The organism is Marinomonas fungiae (genome assembly GCF_001418205.1).
GTDB lineage: Bacteria > Pseudomonadota > Gammaproteobacteria > Pseudomonadales > Marinomonadaceae > Marinomonas > Marinomonas fungiae.
In genome coordinates, this window is record NZ_LIQF01000006.1 from 103,229 (window position 1) to 123,941 (window position 20,713).

General features: G+C 47.2%; 19 protein-coding genes. 11 read left to right on the plus strand and 8 right to left on the minus strand.

Annotation, left to right across the window (positions count from 1 at the left end):
• The first annotated feature begins 26 nt into the window (after window positions 1-26).
• Both ASC49_RS10650 and ASC49_RS10655 read left to right on the plus strand, forming a co-directional pair.
• Window positions 27-1,151: a Gfo/Idh/MocA family protein gene (locus tag ASC49_RS10650; protein WP_055463224.1), complete on the plus strand. Its 1,125-nt coding sequence runs from the start codon at window positions 27-29 to the stop codon at window positions 1,149-1,151.
• 190 nt (window positions 1,152-1,341) lie between these two features.
• Window positions 1,342-2,322, plus strand: a complete 981-nt coding sequence (locus ASC49_RS10655; RefSeq protein ID WP_055463225.1) for a TauD/TfdA family dioxygenase — start codon at window positions 1,342-1,344, stop codon at window positions 2,320-2,322.
• Between the two features lie 52 nt (window positions 2,323-2,374).
• Here the strand turns inward: ASC49_RS10655 and ASC49_RS10660 are convergent, their stop codons facing one another.
• Genes ASC49_RS10660 through ASC49_RS10670 form a run of 3 tightly spaced genes read right to left on the minus strand, consistent with a single transcriptional unit; the run spans window position 2,375 to window position 5,200 of the window.
• A complete protein-coding gene (locus ASC49_RS10660) occupies window positions 2,375-2,899 on the minus strand; it encodes a DUF7482 domain-containing protein (RefSeq protein ID WP_245624692.1) in 525 nt (174 codons plus the stop codon).
• A gap of 34 nt (window positions 2,900-2,933) precedes the next feature.
• Window positions 2,934-3,233, minus strand: a complete 300-nt coding sequence (locus ASC49_RS10665) for an antibiotic biosynthesis monooxygenase family protein (protein ID WP_055463226.1) — start codon at window positions 3,231-3,233, stop codon at window positions 2,934-2,936.
• Between the two features lie 35 nt (window positions 3,234-3,268).
• Window positions 3,269-5,200 carry a sigma-54-dependent Fis family transcriptional regulator gene (locus ASC49_RS10670; RefSeq protein WP_082443813.1) on the minus strand — a complete coding sequence of 644 codons (1,932 nt, stop codon included), beginning with the start codon at window positions 5,198-5,200 and terminating at the stop codon, window positions 3,269-3,271.
• Between the two features lie 394 nt (window positions 5,201-5,594).
• Between ASC49_RS10670 and ASC49_RS10675 the strand changes: the two genes are divergently transcribed.
• From ASC49_RS10675 to ASC49_RS10700, 6 genes are all read left to right on the plus strand, one after another.
• Window positions 5,595-6,683: an ABC transporter ATP-binding protein gene (locus ASC49_RS10675; protein WP_055463227.1), complete on the plus strand. Its 1,089-nt coding sequence runs from the start codon at window positions 5,595-5,597 to the stop codon at window positions 6,681-6,683.
• A 1-nt stretch (window position 6,684) separates the two neighbouring features.
• Window positions 6,685-7,785, plus strand: a complete 1,101-nt coding sequence (locus ASC49_RS10680; RefSeq protein WP_055463228.1) for an ABC transporter ATP-binding protein — start codon at window positions 6,685-6,687, stop codon at window positions 7,783-7,785.
• A complete protein-coding gene (locus ASC49_RS10685) occupies window positions 7,778-8,644 on the plus strand; it encodes a carbohydrate ABC transporter permease (protein WP_055463229.1) in 867 nt (288 codons plus the stop codon). Before ASC49_RS10680 ends, ASC49_RS10685 begins: the two co-directional genes overlap by 8 nt.
• A 135-nt stretch (window positions 8,645-8,779) precedes the next feature.
• Complete coding sequence (locus ASC49_RS10690) at window positions 8,780-9,577, plus strand: carbohydrate ABC transporter permease (protein ID WP_055463373.1); 798 nt, start codon at window positions 8,780-8,782, stop codon at window positions 9,575-9,577.
• A gap of 11 nt (window positions 9,578-9,588) precedes the next feature.
• On the plus strand, window positions 9,589-9,861 hold the full coding sequence (locus tag ASC49_RS10695; RefSeq protein ID WP_055463230.1) for a DUF2160 domain-containing protein: 273 nt from the start codon (window positions 9,589-9,591) through the stop codon (window positions 9,859-9,861).
• 66 nt (window positions 9,862-9,927) lie between these two features.
• The gene (locus tag ASC49_RS10700; protein ID WP_055463231.1) at window positions 9,928-11,646 is read left to right on the plus strand and encodes an ABC transporter substrate-binding protein; all 1,719 of its coding nucleotides are present in this window, start codon (window positions 9,928-9,930) and stop codon (window positions 11,644-11,646) included.
• Between the two features lie 71 nt (window positions 11,647-11,717).
• On the opposite strand, the gene ASC49_RS10705 is transcribed toward ASC49_RS10700, so the two are convergent.
• Complete coding sequence (locus tag ASC49_RS10705) at window positions 11,718-12,614, minus strand: DMT family transporter (protein ID WP_055463232.1); 897 nt, start codon at window positions 12,612-12,614, stop codon at window positions 11,718-11,720.
• A 92-nt stretch (window positions 12,615-12,706) separates the two neighbouring features.
• Between ASC49_RS10705 and ASC49_RS10710 the strand changes: the two genes are divergently transcribed.
• Window positions 12,707-13,624, plus strand: coding sequence for a LysR family transcriptional regulator (locus ASC49_RS10710; RefSeq protein ID WP_055463233.1), 918 nt, complete (start codon window positions 12,707-12,709; stop codon window positions 13,622-13,624).
• A 35-nt stretch (window positions 13,625-13,659) separates the two neighbouring features.
• Here the strand turns inward: ASC49_RS10710 and glpK are convergent, their stop codons facing one another.
• A complete protein-coding gene (gene glpK / locus ASC49_RS10715) occupies window positions 13,660-15,144 on the minus strand; it encodes a glycerol kinase GlpK (protein WP_055463234.1) in 1,485 nt (494 codons plus the stop codon).
• A 161-nt stretch (window positions 15,145-15,305) separates the two neighbouring features.
• Here glpK and ASC49_RS10720 point away from each other — a divergent pair, with 161 nt between their 5' ends.
• On the plus strand, window positions 15,306-16,070 hold the full coding sequence (locus ASC49_RS10720) for a DeoR/GlpR family transcriptional regulator (protein WP_055463235.1): 765 nt from the start codon (window positions 15,306-15,308) through the stop codon (window positions 16,068-16,070).
• Between the two features lie 193 nt (window positions 16,071-16,263).
• The gene (gene glpD, locus ASC49_RS10725) at window positions 16,264-17,787 is read left to right on the plus strand and encodes a glycerol-3-phosphate dehydrogenase (protein WP_055463236.1); all 1,524 of its coding nucleotides are present in this window, start codon (window positions 16,264-16,266) and stop codon (window positions 17,785-17,787) included.
• A 242-nt stretch (window positions 17,788-18,029) separates the two neighbouring features.
• On the opposite strand, the gene ASC49_RS10730 is transcribed toward glpD, so the two are convergent.
• From ASC49_RS10730 to ASC49_RS10740, 3 genes are all read right to left on the minus strand, one after another.
• Window positions 18,030-18,953, minus strand: coding sequence for an LpxL/LpxP family Kdo(2)-lipid IV(A) lauroyl/palmitoleoyl acyltransferase (locus ASC49_RS10730; RefSeq protein ID WP_072242090.1), 924 nt, complete (start codon window positions 18,951-18,953; stop codon window positions 18,030-18,032).
• 189 nt (window positions 18,954-19,142) lie between these two features.
• Complete coding sequence (locus tag ASC49_RS10735) at window positions 19,143-19,436, minus strand: antibiotic biosynthesis monooxygenase family protein (protein WP_055463238.1); 294 nt, start codon at window positions 19,434-19,436, stop codon at window positions 19,143-19,145.
• 18 nt (window positions 19,437-19,454) lie between these two features.
• Complete coding sequence (locus tag ASC49_RS10740) at window positions 19,455-20,636, minus strand: AAA family ATPase (RefSeq protein ID WP_055463239.1); 1,182 nt, start codon at window positions 20,634-20,636, stop codon at window positions 19,455-19,457.
• Between the last annotated feature and the right edge of the window lie 77 nt (window positions 20,637-20,713).

Sequence of the window (20,713 nt, forward strand, 5' to 3'; positions counted from 1 at the left end):
TTTAATAAAAACAAGAGGTTAGAAAGATGGGGAATTCCGTTCGATATGGCATCCTTGGCTGCGGAATGATGGGGCAAGAACACCTCAGAAACTTGGCTTTGATAGACGGCGCACAAGTCGTCGCGATCACCGAACCTAATCAAGCTATGCAAAATCGTTGCAGAGAGCTAGTGCCTGACGCACATTTTTTCGACACACTGGATGATATGCTGAATGCCGACCTCGACCTTGAAGCACTGGTCATCGCTACGCCAAACTATCAGCACGCAGAACAACTGCTAGAGCTATTTGAGCGCACCACCTTACCGATCTTAGTAGAAAAACCTGTGGTCAGTGATATCGCCCAAGTAGCTAAAATCCGTGATGCAGCAGCGAAACACCCCGCTCCGGTTTGGGTCGCTATGGAATACCGCTACATGCCACCCGTGGCTCAATTCCGCAAACAGCTTTTAGATGGCGATATTGGCGCTCTGAAGATGCTGAATATTCGTGAACACCGCTTCCCATTCCTTGAAAAAGTGAACGATTGGAACCGTTTCAATCGTCAAACAGGCGGAACACTAGTAGAAAAGTGTTGCCACTTTTTCGATCTAATGCGCCTTTTGATGCAAGGTGAAGTGAAGCGCGTGTACGCTTCCACAGGACAAGATTGCAACCACCTGGAAGAACGCTACGACGGCGAGACACCAGACATCATCGATAACGCCTTTGTGGTGGTAGATTTTGAAGATGGGCAACGCGCTTGCCTAGACCTAAACATGTTTGCAGAAGGCTCCCGCTACCAAGAAGAAATCTGTGCTATTGGTCCTAAAGCCAAACTTGAATGCTTCGTACCAGGCCCTGGACGTTTCTGGCCCACTGAAACCCTCGGTGCAGCTCCCATTCCGAAAGTGGTTCTCAGCCCACGTGATCCAAAAGGACCAATCGAGTCTGACATCCCGGTGGATCCTACTTTATTGGATGCAGGTGATCATAATGGCTCAACTTTTTACCAACACCTTGGCTTTTTCAAAGCCATCACAGAAAACGCTCCTGTTGACGTCACAGTGGAAGATGGCTTGAAAGCTGTCGTGATCGGCTTAGCCGCTCAACACTCTGCACAAACCGGCCAAGCGGTCACAATAACGGACTCTGGTTACGCTTTCGCGTAAATTAATTTCAGAAAATTAAACCAAGTAAATCAATAGCTAATGATCAAGTACGGTGTTTCTTAGGAAAAATTCATTCACTATTGATTTACTTTTAAACCTCACATGATTAGAGTTAGGAAAATTCATTCACCATTGATTCACATCAATAAATGAATCTCTAACAACACGATGAGCTAAATCGGGAGTAAATATGAGTGTGGTAATTTCCAAACTAGAAGAACAAAAACAAGTAAATGGGTTGGATTTTCCATTGCTGGTAACGCCTCACAACTCAGACGTTCAAAGCAATAAGATGGACTTTTTCAATTGGGTAGAAAGCAACAAAGCTGAACTTCATGACCTGTTGATCAAACACGGTGCCGTATTATTTCGTGGTTTCCCGGTCGAAAACTCTGACGAGTTCGAGAAAATGCTCGACCAAACAGACTACCAAAACATGCCCTATGTGGGTGGCGCCGCTCCACGTGCACAGGTGACAGCGTCACGTATCGTGACCGCCAATGAGTCCCCAGCATCAGAAAAGATCCCGTTTCACCATGAAATGGCGCAAGTACCAACGCCTCCGGGTTACATCTTCTTTTATTGTGAAACCTCAGCAACCAAAGGTGGCGCAACCTCCATTCTTCATTCTGGCGAAATCTGCAAAAAATTCTTTGAAATCGCTCCTGACTTCGCCAAAAAAATTGAAGATCAAGGGGTTCGCTACGTTCGCGTGATGCCTGAAGTAACGGACAACACATCTGCTATCGGCCGCTCTTGGAAAGAAACCTTCCATGTAAAAACCCGTGAGGAAGCAGAAGAGAAAATGCGCGAAGCGGGCATGAATTGGGAGTGGCTAGAAAACGGTGATGTGCGCACAGAAACTCGCGTGTTACCAGGCATTCGTTTTGACGATGAAACTCAACAAAAAACTTTCTTCAATTCTATTGTTGCGGTATTCACTGGCTGGAATGACTCTCGCAACCAAGGTGAAAAAGCCGTCACCACAGCAGATGGGGAGCCAATGGATGCCATGGCACTAGAACAACTAGTAGAGGCCATGGATAAGCTATGCGTAAACTTTAAATGGCAAGCTGGCGATGTTTTATGGATCAATAACCATACTGTTTTGCATGCACGCCAACCGTTTGAAGGCGAACGCCGTATTCTTGCTTCTATTTCTTTTAAGTAACGTCATTAAAGGCGCTTGTATAATCAAGCGCCTTTCTAAGCTCTCTGCACCATCAATGACTTACGTAAGTCGATGGCACAATTGGACAGTTCACCACAATGTTAGTGCGCTCGATATTCACCCAGCCTTTGGCTTCTGCATCGAGCAAGGCGTCTTCTGAGGTTAACTCTATTGCATGCTTGGGTTCTATCCACTTAACTGCATACATCAACCAAACGGGCGAGTAAGCCACATCAGTGCTTTCTGAGCCAACCGGGGTTGGCGCTGAGGGAAAGATATTGCGTTGCTCTCCGTTAGGGAAAGCATAGACCCTTTCAATCACTGTTTTCTGACGTGGCGGCTTAGGATAATTGGGAATAGCGTCTCGCAGGCGTGGTGCATAATTTACGCCCATGGCACGAGCCATCTCCTGATCGGAGACGTCCGTAGTCACATAATAAATGACCTGATCATTAAACCATGCTTGGTGCAACGGTAGTGAAATGCCTGATGGTGCCGTGCTGGCACACCCTGTTAACCCAAGGCTCGCTGTTATTAACATCACCGCAGCCCATTTCGAAATCTCAAACTTCTTCACGTTTTACCCTATCACTGCTGAGCACCAGATACATTTACTTGGAAATATAGTGTCCAAGTTCTTCATACACTTTGACGGATAATAAATTTCCTAGCTTACTCATTTTCATAATTTCAGGCGGATTATCTGATGTCCAAAAATTACGCCAGTCTTCTTCTGAATTCCAACGGGCAATCGTCAGTACATGATCTACCCTAGAACCATCCTGTAACAAGGTACTACCGTGCGCGCCTTGATAGATCTCACGTACTAATACAGTGGTTTGCTCCCAAGCCTCACTGAACTCTTGTAGGCTTCCCCGACTGACATGCCATTCATAGATCACTCGAATCATCGCTCTCTCCTTAAAACGTTACGTTAGATTTCTCTTTAAAGATTTTTCTCTTTCGCATACTTGTACACAGTATTACGGCTGACCCCAGCCAATTTAGCCGTTTGAGACACGTTACCATGAGTTTGCTCTAAAAGCTTAGGGATCAAGATATCGTATGCCTCTGGCTCTGTCTGTTTTTCATTAGCATTGACAGGGCTCTGTAAATCATCAAAAAAGTCATCCGGCAAATGCCACTCTTCTAACTCATCCCCATCCGCCATGGCCATGCCGACTTTCAATACATGAACTAGCTGGCGCATGTTGCCAGGCCAAGGGTGTCCCGCGAGAAGCTCTAGTAGCGCCTCTGTTAATGCCGGTCCCGGCTCCTCTAATCGTAACCGCTCATGAACGTAAGAAATTAACTTGCGCTTGTCTTGGCGCTGTCGGAGCGATGGCAATTCAATGTTAAGGCCTGATATACGATAGTATAGATCCTGCCTAAATCGCCCTTCCGTCACTTCGTCTTTTAAATTTCGGTTGGTCGCTGAAATCAGCTTCACATCGACAGGATACACCTCGGTCGATCCCAACGGCGTGACAACACGCTCTTGTAGCACTCGTAACAATCTGGATTGCACCGTAGCAGGCATTTCACCAATTTCATCTAAGAACAAGGTGCCTTTATGTGCTCGTCTAATCAAGCCAATGGAGCCTTTATTTTGCGCTCCGGTAAAGGCGCCCTTTTCGTAACCAAACAGCTCAGACTCGACCAATTCTGATGGGATGGCAGCACAGTTGACCGCCACCAACATCTCTTTATGACGAGAACTGTGATAGTGCAGACTGCGCACAAAGATTTCTTTACCTGCCCCCGTTTCCCCATGAATTAAGATTGGAATGTCTTTTTCCATAATTTTGTGAGCTTGCTTCACCACTCGCTTAACCTGTGGATCACCGTGCTCTAGTTCATCCAGAGGAATCACATTATCAGGAATACTACTGGGCATGGTCGGTTTGGCAAGTTGCGACGGCGGGGCTTGATAGCCGCCTGATGTGCGGTAGTCAGGCACTTTCATCACCTGCGTCACCGGTGGCAACACTTTCATATAAAACTGAAATCGCCCCAAAGCGCGCTGCTTCATGGGCATATGCAAAGGCTGATTTTTGATTTCACGCATATCACAGTCAAAAATCTGCGAAATATTCAGCAGTGATAAGTCCCGCGCTAAAACAATTTCAGCGCGGCGGTTAGCAGAAACAATGGTGCCTTGATCATCCAGTACCAATAATCCCGACCAATGGCTATCGAGACTGGTGAGGTTGGTATTAAAACTAACAATAAAATGGCGTTGCTGAAACGCCGCGAAAATAAGACGATTCTCAACGCTAAGGGACATGAGCTTGACCATGCCTAATGTATGGTCTTGGGGTAAATACGCGTCAGAAGAGATATCTAGAACACCGAGTAGCTCATTACCGGTGTCATAGATCGGCGAAGCCGATCCCACCATATAACGATTGGCGCGCAGGTAGTGTTCATCGCGGCCAACTTGTATGGCACGACCACTGATTAGGGCCGTTCCTATTGCGTTGGTGCCCACACCTTGCTCAGTCCACTGATTACCTTCAACCAAGCCATGATAATGCCCTCGACCAAAACGATCCTGCCCCCAAGTGTTCAACACATGCCCCTGCCGATCCGCCAAGACTATGATGCACGCAGAGTTGCTTAGAATATTTTCATAATAGGGAATGATCTCGTTTTCCGTGGTCTCTAATAAATTACGATGTTGATCCCGTAAATCATTGAGTTCACCTTTCGGTAAGGTGGCAAAATTCGGCTCAGAAGTATGCTCCAGACCAAACTGTTCGCACCGATACCAAGAGTCCTCGATCTGCTGCTTGTGTTCTTCGTCATTTAAGTTGACGTTAGGGCTGCGCATTGCCTTACTGTCATCCGATTCTTGTTGTTCTTTTTTTACCGTCATTATGTGCTCCATTTCGAAAGGAGCGACAAGCCAATCGCTATTCTGCTTGCCTCTGACCACAAGGTCAATTTAATTGCTCAGTATTGTTCACAAGTGTTCACAGCAACTGTTCACTGAACACTTTTTACGAATATGAACAATCACCATTCAGAAACGAACATTTCTAACTAAAGCTAACATAAGCATATAAAAGTCATATTTTTCATATAGATAAAGAATTAAAAACATTTCTTACACAATATTGGCACAGGCTTTGTATTGTAAAACTGATCACTGATTAGTTTATGCATTTGCGGAAAGCGACAAGCCACTCTCTTAAGGCAAAGCAAAACACAGTGCCGACTACACACCGCATCATTGTGGCGGCCATAACAACAAAAAAGGGTTAATTACAATGTCACTGACGCTGAGTAATGTGTCTCGCGTTGTTGATGGAGAAACTTGGATTGACGACGTCAATCTGTCCCTAGAACCGGGCTCATTTAATGTGCTTTTGGGAAGAACGCTCTCCGGTAAAACAACGCTAATGCGCCTAATGGCTGGGCTGGATCGCCCGACATCAGGCAAGATCATGATGAACAATGTGGATGTTACGGGTGTTCCGGTTCGAGAGCGCAACATCTCTATGGTGTACCAACAGTTCATCAACTATCCCAATATGACGGTGTATGAAAACATCGCTTCACCGTTACGCCTTGCGAAAATGTCGGCCCAAGAAATTGATCGCCGAGTTCGTGAAACCGCAGAAATGCTGCGTATTGATCCCTACCTTGATCGCTTACCCTTGCAACTTTCAGGTGGTCAGCAGCAACGTACTGCCATGGCCCGCGCACTGGTCAAAGACTCGCAAATCATTCTGTTTGACGAGCCACTGGTGAACCTCGATTACAAACTGCGTGAAGAACTGCGCCAAGAGTTACGCGCACTGTTTAAAGCCCGTAACTGCATTGCCGTGTATGCCACGACAGAACCTAATGAAGCCCTAGCGCTTGCGGGCAATACCGCTGTTTTGCACGAAGGCAAGCTGCTGCAATTTGGCGAAACCGCAGAGGTTTATCACCGTCCAAAAGACATTATCACCGCAGAAATGTTTTCAGAGCCGCCTATCAACGTGGTGCCGGGTCGTGTTAGCGATACCGAAGTCACCTTTGATGACAGCGTTCACTTCCAGTTAAACAGCGACTTGCGCCCTTTAGAGCCAGGCAATTACCGCTTTGGCGTGCGTGCTTCGCACATTGGTCTAGTGCCACATTCTGACGACGATTTAGAGCTTCCGGTACGAGTGGATTTAGCGGAAATCAGCGGCAGTGAAACCTTCCTTCATGTACACAACCCGCACTTTGACTTGGTGCTGCACCTTTCCGGCGTACATGAGTATCACGTTGATCAACAGATCAAAGTGTATTTCCCCACACACAAGCTGTACGCCTTCAATGAAGCGGGTCGCCTTGTCCATGCACCAGCGGGTTTAGGAGGACGTTAACATGGCAGAAATTACCTTAAATGCCTTGGCCCATACCTATTGCGATGCACCGAGTAAACCGGAAGATTACGCCATTCGCCAAATGCAACACGTTTGGCATCAAGGGGGCGCTTACGCACTTCTTGGTCCATCCGGCTGTGGCAAATCCACCCTATTGAACATCATCTCTGGCTTGCTGGAACCCTCTGACGGCGAAGTGTTGTTTGATGGCAAACGCGTCAATGAGCTGAAGCCAGAAGAGCGCAACATTGCACAGGTGTTCCAGTTCCCTGTGGTGTACGACACCATGACGGTGTACGACAACTTAGCCTTTCCATTGCGCAACATTGGCGTTCCAGAACATAAAATCCGCTCCAAAGTATTGGAAGTGGCTGAGATCCTTGAGCTTTCCGATCAGTTAAAACGCAAAGCCAAAGGCCTATCCGCCGACCAAAAGCAAAAAGTCTCCATGGGACGTGGCTTAGTACGTGATGACGTGTCTGCCATCTTGTTTGACGAGCCACTCACCGTCATCGATCCACAATTGAAGTGGAAACTGCGTCGCAAGCTCAAGCAAATCCATGAACAGTTCAATATCACCATGGTGTATGTGACCCACGATCAGTTGGAGGCCTCTACCTTTGCCGACAAAATCGCGGTGATGTACCAAGGTCAAATAGTGCAGTTTGGTACGCCTCGTGAATTGTTCGAGCACCCGGCTCATACCTTTGTCGGTTACTTTATTGGTTCACCTGGCATGAACTTTTTAGAAGCGGAAGTTGGCGACGACGCGCTGACCTTTGGCGACCATACCCTCAACATTCATCCCAAGTTATTGGCCGAGCTTAAAGCACGCAATGCGACGTCAGCCACCGTTGGAATTCGACCTGAATTTGTTCATGTATGGGACGGACAAAATGTGGATGCCTTCAGAGTGGATGTGGACTTCGTTGAAGACTTAGGCACCTACAAAATCCTCACCTTTACCTTTGCTGGCGTGTCCATGAAAGCACGCTTAAGCGAAGACCAAAAAGTGCCCCAAGGCAAAGCCTTTGTCAGCTTCCCTGAGCAATGGACCAAGATTTATCTCAACGATTATTTAGTGGAGGTGCCCCATGACTAAGGTCGAAAACAACAAGGCATGGTGGCTGGTAATGCCAGTATTTTTGATCGTTGCCTTCTCCGCCATCATTCCGTTAATGACGGTTGTGAACTACTCGGTACAAGACATTTTTGACCCTTACACGCGCTACTTTGTGGGCACGGAATGGTTCAAACAAGTCATGCTGGACGAGCGTTTGCACGATGCATTGATTCGCCAGTTTATCTTTTCGTTCACCATTTTGCTGATCGAAATTCCATTGGGAATTATGGTCGCATTGATGATGCCAACCAAAGGTAAAGGGGCCTCGCTGGCACTGATTTTAGTGGCGATCCCGCTACTGATTCCATGGAACGTGGTCGGCACCATTTGGCAAATCTTTGGCCGCGCGGACATTGGCCTCTTTGGGGCGATGATGGCGAAGCTGGGGATCAACTATAACTACGCTTCTGAGCCAATGCATGCTTGGTTGACGGTGGTACTAATGGACGTTTGGCACTGGACACCTTTGGTGGCATTGCTTTGCTACTCAGGTCTTCGTGCGATTCCTGAAGTGTACTACCAAGCTGCGCGCATTGATAAAGCGTCTCGCTGGGCAGTATTCCGTTACATCCAACTGCCGAAGTTAACCAATGTGCTGATTATCGGTGTGCTATTGCGCTTTATGGATTCGTTCATGATTTACACCGAGCCGTTTGTGTTAACCGGTGGCGGTCCCGGAACGTCAACAACCTTCTTAAGCCAGTCATTGGTACAGCAAGCCATTGGTCAATTCGACCTAGGCCCAGCCGCTGCTTTCTCGCTGGTGTACTTCTTAATCATCTTGCTGGTGTGTTGGGTGTTTTACACCACCATCATGCACATGCAAAAAGACAAATAGGAGGTGAGCATGTCTAATTCATCAAGCATGAACACACAACGCTCGTCTGAACAAACCATTGCTGAAGGCTCTTACTCAAGTCAAGCGCCGCAAGCACCGGTAGTCAGCCTAGCTGAACGCAAAGCACGTCATGCTATGTGGCGTGGCCGCATCGGTATGACGGTGTATTTGATTTTGTTGCTGATGCCAATTTACTGGCTCCTTAACATGTCATTTAAAACCAATACGGAAATTTTAAGTGGGTTATCGTTCTTTCCTGAGAATTTCACTCTAGAAAACTACGCCAAGATTTTTGGCGATCCAACTTGGTACATGGGCTATGTGAACTCGATTATCTATGTATCGATGAACATGGTGATCAGTTTATTGGTTGCCCTGCCTGCGGCTTACGCTTTCAGCCGTTACAAGTTCGTTGGCGACAAGCACATGTTCTTTTGGCTACTGTCAAACCGCATGGCGCCACCAGCGGTATTCCTATTGCCATTCTTCCAGCTGTATTCCTCAGTTGGCTTATTTGATACCCATATTGCCGTGGCGTTAGCGCACTGTTTGTTTAACGTGCCACTGGCGGTTTGGATCTTAGAAGGCTTTATGAGTGGCGTGCCGCGTGAGATCGATGAAACCGCCTACATTGACGGTTATTCGTTCCCGAAATTCTTCGTCAAAATCTTCTTGCCACTGATTCGTTCTGGCATCGGTGTGACCGCCTTCTTCTGCTTTATGTTCTCTTGGGTGGAGCTACTTTTGGCAAGGACACTGACATCCGTGGATGCCAAGCCTATCGGCGCCATCATGACTCGGACCGTATCAGCTTCAGGCATGGATTGGGGGCTACTTGCAGCGGCGGGTGTATTGACCATCGTACCGGGCATTCTAGTGATTTACTTCGTTCGAAATCATGTGGCTAAGGGCTTCGCCCTAGGCCGAGTTTAAGGAGTATCAAAATGGTTTGGATGTCTTGGACTTTACCGACGGCTGCATTTTTTGCTGGCATCGCTTTAATCCTCGTCGCGATGACGACTTGGCAAGCGATTTCTCCGAGTGTGGAACGCAAAGGCTTTTTGCCAATTGAAACCACACGGGGTGATCGTTTGTTTATAGGCCTACTGAGTAGTGCCTTTGTTCACCTAGGTTTCGTTGCGTTAAGTGATGTCTCGCTTTACGTAGCAACCGCCCTATGCGTGCTTTGGATGTGCTTCCTAATGCGCTGGGGCTAAGTGAGAGTGTACAGGGAAGAACCTGCATGGAAGCGAAATACCTATCTTTAATCATTGAGGTAAAACATGTACAACAATAAAAAGAAATTCGTTTTAGCTGCGCTCCCATTGGCCGTTGCGTTAGGGTCAGCGTCGGCATGGGCCGATCAATATTCTGATGCGGCACAAAAATGGGTAGATAATGAGTTTACTGTATCGACTTTGTCAGAAGCTGAGCAATTAAAAGAAATGGCTTGGTTCACTGAAGCAGCAAAACGTTTTCGTGGAATGGAAATCAACGTCGCATCGGAAACGCTGACTACTCACAAATACGAGTCACAAGTTCTGGCGAAAGCCTTCTCTGAAATCACTGGTATTAAGATCAATCATGACTTAATCCAAGAAGGGGATGTGGTCGAAAAACTTCAGACACAAATGCAGTCTGGCCGAAATATCTATGACGCTTATGTGAATGACTCCGACTTGATCGGTACCCACTTCCGTTACGGAAAAGTCGTACCCATTTCAGACATCATGGAACAGCATAAAGACCTTAAGTCCCCAACGCTAGATTTGGACGACTTTATTGGTTTGAAATTTACTTCTGGACCTGATGGTAAGCTTTACCAATTGCCAACACAGCAATTTGCGAACCTATACTGGTTCCGCTATGACTGGTACCAACGTCCAGAGCTTAAGAAGCAATTTAAAGAAATCTACGGTTACGAGCTAGGTGTGCCAGTGAACTGGTCCGCTTACGAAGACATCGCAGAATTCTTTACCAAACACGTAGGCGAGATCGATGGTCAAAAAGTTTACGGTCACATGGACTACGGTAAAAAAGACCCATCTCTAGGGTGGCGTTTCACCGATGCTTGGTTCTCTATGGCGGGTGCTGGTGACAAAGGCCTGCCAAATGGCTTACCAGTGGATGAATGGGGTATTCGTGTTGAAGACTGTCACCCTGTGGGTTCTAGTGTTTCTCGCGGTGGTGCTACTAATGGCCCAGCTGCGGTTTATGCAACAACGAAATACGTCGATTGGTTACGCCAGTATGCGCCACCAGAAGCACAAGGCATGACATTCTCTGAAGCTGGTCCAGTACCAGCACAAGGTAACGTGGCTCAGCAAATCTTCTGGTACACCGCCTTCACTGCGGATATGACCCAAAAAGGCCTACCGGTAGTAAACGAAGATGGCACACCAAAATGGCGTATGGCTCCTTCTCCACGTGGACCTTACTGGGAAGAAGGCATGAAACTAGGCTATCAAGACGTGGGCGCATGGACCTTCATGAACTCAACGCCTGAAGACCGCCGACTAGCGGCTTGGCTGTACGCTCAGTTCACCACGTCTAAAACGGTTTCCTTGAAGAAAACACTGGTTGGGTTAACGCCGATTCGTGAGTCGGACATCAACTCTCCAGAAATGCAAGAAGCAGCGCCATTCCTTGGTGGTTTGGTTGAGTTCTACAAAGGCCCTGCCCGTGAGCAATGGTCGCCAACAGGTACCAACGTGCCGGATTATCCAAAGCTAGCTCAGCTTTGGTGGCAATACATTTCTCAAGCAGCCTCAGGCGAAGCCACACCACAAGAAGCTCTAAATGGATTGGCTGAAGCCCAAGACAAAGTCATGCAACGCTTAGAGCGAGCTGGCGTGCAAGAAAACTGTGGACCAAAACTAAACGAGCCTCGTGATGAAGCCTACTGGTTGAACCAACCAGGCGCGCCGAAAGCGAAGCTTAGCAACGAAAAACCTCAGGGCAAAACCGTCGATTACGACGCGCTATTACGCTCTTGGGAATAACGTTTAAAAGATCACCTTCTAAGTGTTAGACCGGCTTCGCGCCGGTCTTTTTTTGCATTCAAGATAATCACTCAACGACTAGTGGAGACTCGCATAACACTGGCAATGATTAACAAGGCTCCGAGCCATTGGATTAGAGAAAGGCTCTCCCCTAACCACAGCATGGCGAATAAGGCACCAAATAACGGTTCACTGCCCATCAGTAGCGCAACACGCGTTGGGGAAGTACGACTGATGGCAAGGTTTTGAGCAAAAAATGCAAACAGCGTACACATCAGCACCAAGTACAAACTAATCAGCCAAAAAGCAGGTTGAGTGAATGACGACCAAGCAATCGGCTCATGTGAGAACCAGCCAACGATGATGGCCATGATCGTCACTACCAATGACTGAATCGCGGTCAAACTCAACATGGTAATGGAGCGGTTATGAGTCAGTCGTTTCGTCAATGTCACCATGATCGCACGACCCATTGCAGCAAGTAGAATCAAACCATCCCCTAAGTTGAAGGATATCTTAAAACCTGAGTGCAAGCTGAGCAGCAACACGCCCACACAGCTTAGCATGCCCATTAGCCATAACGATGACGGTACTCGGCTACGATTAATCAGCGTTTCCGCAAGCGCCGTTAGAATCATAGATAAGCTGATCAGCACCGCAGCATTTGTGGCGCTGGTATAGAGCACGCCAGACACCTCACAGACAAAAATTCCTGACAACACGAGACCTGTTGGTAAGGCACGTAACCAATCTTGATTCTTACCTTGTTTAAAATCACGAACCAGCACAGGTAAAAGCATTAGAAATGTTAGTCCGAAACGAATGCCTATAAATGTGAACACCCCAACATACATTAACGCGTCTTTTGTTAATCCATAGCTGGTGCCCCAAAAGATCGCGACCAGTAGCAGCATGCATTCTGTCCAACCAAATAATGGCCGGTAGGGAGTGTTTATTAGCGTTGTCATCACGTTACCTCGTTGTTTCTTTTGACGAGGTACAGTCTAAATTGTATCGTTCAAGACAATAATACAACCTACCAACAAATTATTTTTGTCTTATGAACACAAATGAATTACTCAAATTACTGCCTGAGCTCGGCACATTTGTGACGGTGGTCGATGCAGGCAGTCTTTCGGAAGCCGGTCGGCGCCTACAACTGCCGCCCTCTTCCATTAGCCGTGCTATCTCCAAGCTTGAAGAACAATTGAGCAGCAAATTATTAGAGCGCACCACTCGTTCATTGGCACTGACACCGATAGGTCGGGATGTATACGAACAAGCGCTTTCGATGATGGATGCTGCAAAAGCCGCGATTGCTCGGATTGAAAGCCAAAAAAACGAATTGAATGGCCTGTTAAGAATTGCTGCCCCAAAAGCGTTAAGTAAGCACATCATCGCGCCTTTGATTTTTAAGTTTATGGCTCTGCACCCAGCTCTTAAAGTACAGCTCACCGCCTCGGACAATATGATCGATCCAGCCACTGGGGAAGTAGACTTGCTGCTTCAGGTGACCGAATCTCCTTGTGAACATCTGGTGGCAAGACCTGTGGGATTCGTTAAGCAAGTACTCTGTACAACTCACGGCTACCTTGAGCAGCACCCAACACCACAACATCCACAGGATTTAAAAGAACACGCTTGCATCGCTTTAGGTGAAAAAAACGATGATCACTGTTGGTACTTTGCCAACAATGAAACTGTAGAGCAGGTAATGACAAAAGGTGCGTTTGCAAGCAATCACTCTGAGATTCGTCTCGCTGCCGTTCATAAAGAACTAGGCATCTCGATTTTTCCAGAGTTCGTGGTAAAGGAGGCCATTGCAAAAGGCGAGTTGGTGGCTTTGTTGCAGGATTGGGCGTTCCAAGGGAGCTATCATGGCACGATCTACGCTGAATATAGCCAATCGCGCTTTGTGCCAGCAACCATTCGAACGTTTATTACTTTTCTCGCCTCTGAGCTTGCCGAACAGGATTAGGTGTACAGCAAGCTTACAGAGATGCTTGAAGATCGTTATTGAACCGAACGCACTCTACTCACCGCGTCAAGCCAACCGGAGTACAGCTTTTCGCGGTTTTCTTGACCCATTTCTGGATTGAACTGTTGCTCTGATTGCCACAGTTCACTGATTTGTTCGAGCGATTCGTACATGCCCACACGAAGTCCTGCAAGGAAAGCCACGCCCAATGCCGTGGTTTCTGTAACCTGTGGGCGCTCTACTGTGATACCCAACACATCGCTTAAAAACTGAACGACAAGGTTGTTTACCACCATGCCGCCATCAACACGCAGCGTGCTAAACTTAGCACCATCCTGAGCCATGGCATCGACGAGATCCTTGGTCTGGTAACAAACGGAACGCAGCCCTGCACTAACGATATCCGACACACTGGTATCGCGGGTTAAGCCGATCATAGCACCACGGGCATCAGGGTCCCAATACGGTGCGCCTAATCCAGTAAAAGCGGGTACCAAATATACGGTATCAGCGTTTAAAGCTCGCTCCGCAAGACTTTGCGTTTCAGCTGCGTCATCAAACAACTTCAGGCCATCACGAAGCCATTGGATTGCTGCACCTGCGACAAAAATACTGCCTTCAAGTGCATAAGTGACTTTGCCGTTAATACGATAGCCTACGGTGGTCAGCATTTTATGCTCTGACTTCAGCGGTTTGTCGCCCGTATTCAGAATCATAAAACAGCCCGTGCCGTAGGTACTTTTCACCATACCTGGATCGAAACAAGCTTGACCCACTAACGCGGCCTGCTGATCACCAGCAATGCCGTTTACTGGGATTTCAGCACCCAACCACTGGGCATCAATGGTGCCGAAATCGTCACTTGAGTCCATTACCTGAGGGAAAATCACATCACCGATTTCAAGTAGTTCGATTAGCTCTTCATCCCATTGTTGCGTATGGATATTGAATGCCATAGTACGAGCCGCATTCGTTGCATCAGTGCGATGATAACGTCCATTCGTCAGCTTCCAAAGCAGATAACTGTCTACTGTACCAAAGGCGATACACCCCAATTTCGCACGTTCTTTAACACCTTCGACATTTTCAAGAATCCAGCGAATCTTAGTGGCTGAAAAATAGGGATCGATCAGAAGCCCTGTTTTGGATTGCACCAATTCGCTGTAGTCTTTATCGACCAAGGATTGGCAGTATTGGCTGGTACGGCGGTCTTGCCACACAATGGCGTTATAAACCGTTTCACCGGTTTCGGTATCCCAAAGCACCGTTGTTTCACGTTGATTGGTAATACCAATAGAGGCTATCGCATCTGCATCAATGCCTGTATCCTTGAGCACGTTTTGACAAACCGTAAGGGTTGACTGCCATAAATCCTTTGGATCGTGCTCCACCCAACCGTCATTCGGAAAATGCTGGGGGAACTCTTGTTGGGACTGACCCACTCGCACGCCTTTCGCATCAAAGACGATCGCGCGGCTACTGGTCGTTCCTTGGTCAATAGCAAGTAGATATTGGCTCATGACTTAGCTCTCTTGGTTAATCAAAACATTGCAATCAGATTCTTAGCAATGAATGTGTTGTTATTTTTGTTAATCGAACATAAATGTTCAAATTCGAATATTCAGTATTAAAACCATATTCGTTTGCTTTAGCAAGCGGCTATTAAGGAGTTTGAGTCGGCATGGGGCAAATGACACGCCAAGATCAAATTATTAAGGTAGTTCGAGATAAAGGGTATGTCTCTATTGAAGAGCTGGCCGCACAATTCAACGTAACACCTCAGACTATTCGTCGTGACATTAATTCTCTGGCCGACCAAAATGTCATTCGTCGACATCATGGTGGCGCTAGCTGCGAATCCTCAACCACTAACGTGGACTACAATACTCGTCAGGCATTACAGCTTGATGCGAAAAAACAAATCGCTAAGCATATCGCCAAAGAGATTCCAAATGGCGCCTCATTATTTATCAATATCGGCACCACGACTGAGGAAGTAGCACGAGCATTACTGCAGCACCAAAACCTTAAAATCATCACTAATAACATCAATGTCGCCTCGATTTTACGCATAAAAGAAGACTTCAACGTCATTGTCGCGGGCGGCACAGTTCGTAGCCGAGATGGCGGTATTATCGGCGAAGCCACGGTCGATTTTATCAATCAGTTCCGTGTGGACTACGGCATTATAGGCATTAGCGCTATCGATCAAGAAGATGGGTCGCTACTGGATTATGACTATCAAGAAGTCCGTGTCGCCCAAAGCATTATCTCTAACTCAAGAGAAGTCTTTCTCGCAGCAGATCACGCTAAATTCGGTCGTAGCGCCATGGTTCGTCTTGGCAACATCACCCAAGTGGATCGTTTATTTAGTGATGCACAGCCTCCCAAGTCGATTCGCGCTTTACTTAAAGAACATTCGGTAAAATTTGAACTGTGTGAATAATCTTCACCAGTTCAAATTCCACGCCACTCCCATACACTGATCCTTTCCTAGAACTGTCACATTTTTTTGATAATTTTTTAACCAATCAGCTTGCCAAAGTGAACATCTGACTCTAGTATTCGAACATTGATTTTCATTTTCGAAAATAAAAGTTCATTTTCAATCTTATAATTCAAATCGAGAGGGATAGAGCATGACGCACAGACACTTTGATCTTTTCATTGTCGGTGGCGGCATCAATGGTGCAGGCATAGCAGCTGACGCTGCAGGCAGAGGTCTATCTGTAGGCCTGTGCGAAATGAATGATTTGGCAAGCGCCACGTCATCAGCGAGCAGTAAGCTTATCCACGGCGGCCTAAGATATTTGGAACATTATGAGTTTCGCTTAGTACGCGAGGCTCTGAGCGAACGCGAAGTGCTACTAAGAAATGCCCCTCATTTGGTGACGCCGATGCGTTTTCAAATGCCTCATCGCCCTCACCTACGTCCTGCTTGGCTAATACGATTAGGATTGTTCCTTTATGACCACATCGGTAAACGCGAAATGCTGCCGGGATCAAAAGGCGTACAATATGATGCCTCGAGTCCTTTAAAACAGGACATTACACAAGGCTTTGAGTACTCAGACTGCTGGGTAGACGATGCTCGCTTAGTGATCGCTAATGCTATGAGTGCTCGTGAACATGGCGCCTTAATCATGACTCGAACACGTTGCGAGTCCGCCAAACGTGAAAACGGCATTTGGGTGATTGATGTTGTCAACACCGAAACTGGCGAAAAGCAACGCTTTACCGCAGATGGCATGGTTAATGCCGCAGGCCCTTGGGTTTCAAGCTTTATTGAATCCAAGCTTGAACGCAAAGCTCCTTACAGTATTCGCATGATTAAAGGCAGCCATATTGTGGTGCCAAAGCTATTTGAACAAAGCAATGCTTTCATTATGCAAAACGCCGATAAGCGCATTGTGTTTGCCATCCCATACCGAGATCAATACACACTGATTGGCACCACTGACGAAGAGTACCATGGCGATCCAAAAGACGTCTCCATCAGTGATGCGGAAACAGATTACATCCTTGATGTAGCTAATCAGCACTTTAAAACCCAGCTGTCTAAACAAGACATTGTTTGGACTTATTCAGGCGTTCGCCCGTTGCTGAATGACGAGTCTTCTAACGCTTCCGCCGTGACCCGAGACTACACACTTCATGTGGAAGACGATCATGGCAAGGCACCATTGTTAAGCATCTTTGGCGGCAAGATCACCACATACCGTCAATTAGCCCTGTCTGCAATGAAAGACCTAAAAACCTATTATCCAAATATGGGTAAAGAGTGGACACATGCTTCTCCTCTTCCTGGAGGGGATATGAGCAATGACCATCAGGCTTTCGCGCAAAAATTACGGCAAGAGTTTCCATTCCTGACTACAGAGCTAGCCAAACGCTTTACTGCAAGCTACGGCACTCAAGCCTATATACTATTGGCTGACTGCAAGAGTTTGACCGATTTGGGCACGTGTTTTGGTGCCGACTTATTTCAGAAAGAAGTGGATTACCTGATCGAGCATGAATGGACACGTACAGCGGAAGATATTTTGTGGCGTCGCAGCAAACTTGGTTTGGAGTTCGCACCAGAGCAAGTGAAGCAGCTGAGCGACTATCTAGCTGCTGAAATAGCCCATGAACAGGATTATGCGGAAGAGTTGATTGCTTAGCTGGCTCATTGCATTCAGTTATCGACGTCAAGGTACATTTTTCGCTCTACGAGCAAGCTCTAGAAGTCGCTTAAAAATGTACCTCGAAGTCTCTTTGACATTTCGTCACGAACAATTAATAAACCTGTAGAGCTTGTCTACTCAGCTGCTTAAGTAAGATCTCCATATTGTGTTTCCCGCGACTTCTAGAGCTTGCTCGTAGAGCGGAAACACAATATGGCAGGTCAGACACCAAAGACTAATTAGTAGACTGAAGGATCGTCTTCATTAGGGCGGGTTTTAAAGCGACGATGTAGCCACATGTATTGGGCTTTATTGCGCTTGATCTGCTCTTCAATGATTTGGTTTCCACGAATAGCATCGGCCAGTTCGTTCTCACCAGGGAAGTTCTCAAGCGGCGCACCGATTTCAATGCTATAGCCTTTGTTATCAGCATTACGCTGAACAAAGAATGGCAAGACTTTAGCCTTACCCAATTTGGCCAATGTAGTACCACCGGTGATAGTCGCCGCTTCAGGCACTGCAAAGAAAGGAATAAATACCGCACTGGAACGACCGAAATCTTGGTCAGCGGTGTACCAAATCACATCTGGCGCACGCAGGCTGCGAACCATCTGACGCATGTCTTTTTTCGGGATCAAAGCTTTGTTTGAACGCAGGCGGCCTTTTACCTGCAAGTATTCCATCACTGGATTATGGTGCGGACGATATACACCTACACCTGGGTTAAATTGACCAAAAATACGCGCACCCATTTCTAATGGTAAACAGTGCACTGCGAACAAAATGACACCTTGGCCGTTGTCCAGAGTCGACTGAACATGCTTTTGGCCCTTGATGTTCATATGCGCTTGAACTCGTTGATCTGACCACCACCAAGCACAGATCGTGTCAAAAATCGCGCAGCCTGTTTCTTCAAAATTACGCTTCAGTAACTGTTCGCGCTCCTCTAGACTCGCATCAGGAAAGCACAGCTCTAGGTTACGTTTCGCCGTGCGTACGCGCCCTTTAGCGAGTTTCATTATCAATCGACCAATTGCTTTACCCAAGCCCATTTGCCAATTTAATGGCAACATGGACACCAAGCGGCCGAGACCGATACCAAACCAAAGTCCCCAGTGTTTGGGATGAAGCAATGCTTTAGAGAATTGCGCTTGTTCTACCACGACGTATGACACCTATTAAAAATTCGCCGCCATTCTAACGCAAAATGCGAGAAAAATTGAGCGTAGCAAACGAGTTAGTTGGTGTTTGGCTTATTTACCCTTTGATTGTTAGCAGGCGATCGCTCTTAAATCCTTTCTTGCTCCACGAGCAAGCTCTAGAAGTCGCTGCGAGAGGAATTCAAGAACGATCTAATCCGTGAATGAGTAGCATCTCTCTACCTTTACCACTTCCACCACATAAGACTCATACCATTTCTCGCGACCAAGCTGTTGTGCCACCGCGTGTCGGCTATCGCGATGCCAGTTTTGAATATCGGTTTCACTTTCCCAGTAGGAGATAGCAATTTCTTGGTCGCCTTCGGTGACAGCAATAAAGTCTTGGCAGTTGTACTGACTAAACGCCAGCTCTCGCATCATTTTCACGGTTTCTGAATACTGAGCATCAGGGGATTTGGTTTTGGCTTTAAAGATCACTGCGTACATAAAATGAGTTCCATCAGGTTAAGCGGGCCAGTGCCAAGGAGGCAAATCCAGCATACCAAAGGTGGGGATTTGGGTTTCGCCAAAGTCCTTTTCTAAACGAATCGAATGACACCATTCGGATTGTTCCAGCGCAGCAATCAAACGCGGCGCATGGGAAACCACCCACACTTGACTATGCTCGGCGGCAAAGGTGATAAGCCTTGCTAAGGCTGGCAAGAGATCTGGATGCAAGCTGGTTTCAGGCTCATTGAGCACCATTAGCTCTGGTGGCCTCGGGGTTAGCAAAGCAGCTACCCAAAGAATATAACGCAAGGTGCCATCGGACAGTTCGGCGGCGGTGAGCGGACGCAGTAAACCATGCTGATAAAATTGCAGCATAAAGCGCCCTTCATCGGTTCGCAGCACTTCAATACGCGCCCCCGGAAAGGCGAAATCTATCGCCTCATGCAGGGCATCCGCATCGCCAATTTCAATAATGGTTTGTAAGGCGGCCGCCACATCACGACCATCATGATTTAAAACGGGGGTAAAGGTACCTAGATGATGCTGTCGAGCAGGGGCACCTTGGTCGGTACGAAAGTGATCATAAAAGCGCCATTTACGAATACGGTCACGCATAAAGAAAACTTCAGGCGCTTGTTGGGCATCGGCCGCCAAATCGAACATCGAATCAAAACTCGACGCATGGTAAGACACCACTTCCCAGCTTCTGCCCGCTCTGCGCTTAATCGCATTATCCTGTCGATCCACCAAAGCACTCGCTGGCCGGTAGTATTCACCATGCCAAATGGTCTCTCGCATAATGCCAGGATCAAGCTTAAACAAGGTAGGTTTACGGACAGGCATCGCCACGCCAAAATTAGGCAATCCAAGCGACACCGAGTAACCGTAGTCTTCCCCTGCAAAGCCTAGCTTTAATTGGCGCTTAGTTTGCCTCGGTCCACCTTGCACTGGCACTTCGCCAGAACGCATACGCTTGGTAATTTTTTCAGGTCCCGCCCAAAACACTGATTCTAAACCGCCATCTTCCGCCAAAGAACGCACAATACCGCCCTCCCCGACCTTAGCCAGCAAACGCAGGGCTTTGTAGAGATTGGATTTACCACTACCATTCTCCCCCGTCACCAGATTTAACTGCCCTAGCGGGATGGTTAAACTGATAATCGAGCGGTAGTTTTCTATAGCAATGGTTTTAATCATTGGTCAGCATCCCTTAGCTAAATCGGTTCATGGCATTCCATGCAATTCAATTGGCTTGCGCATGTCTCGGTTCGTTC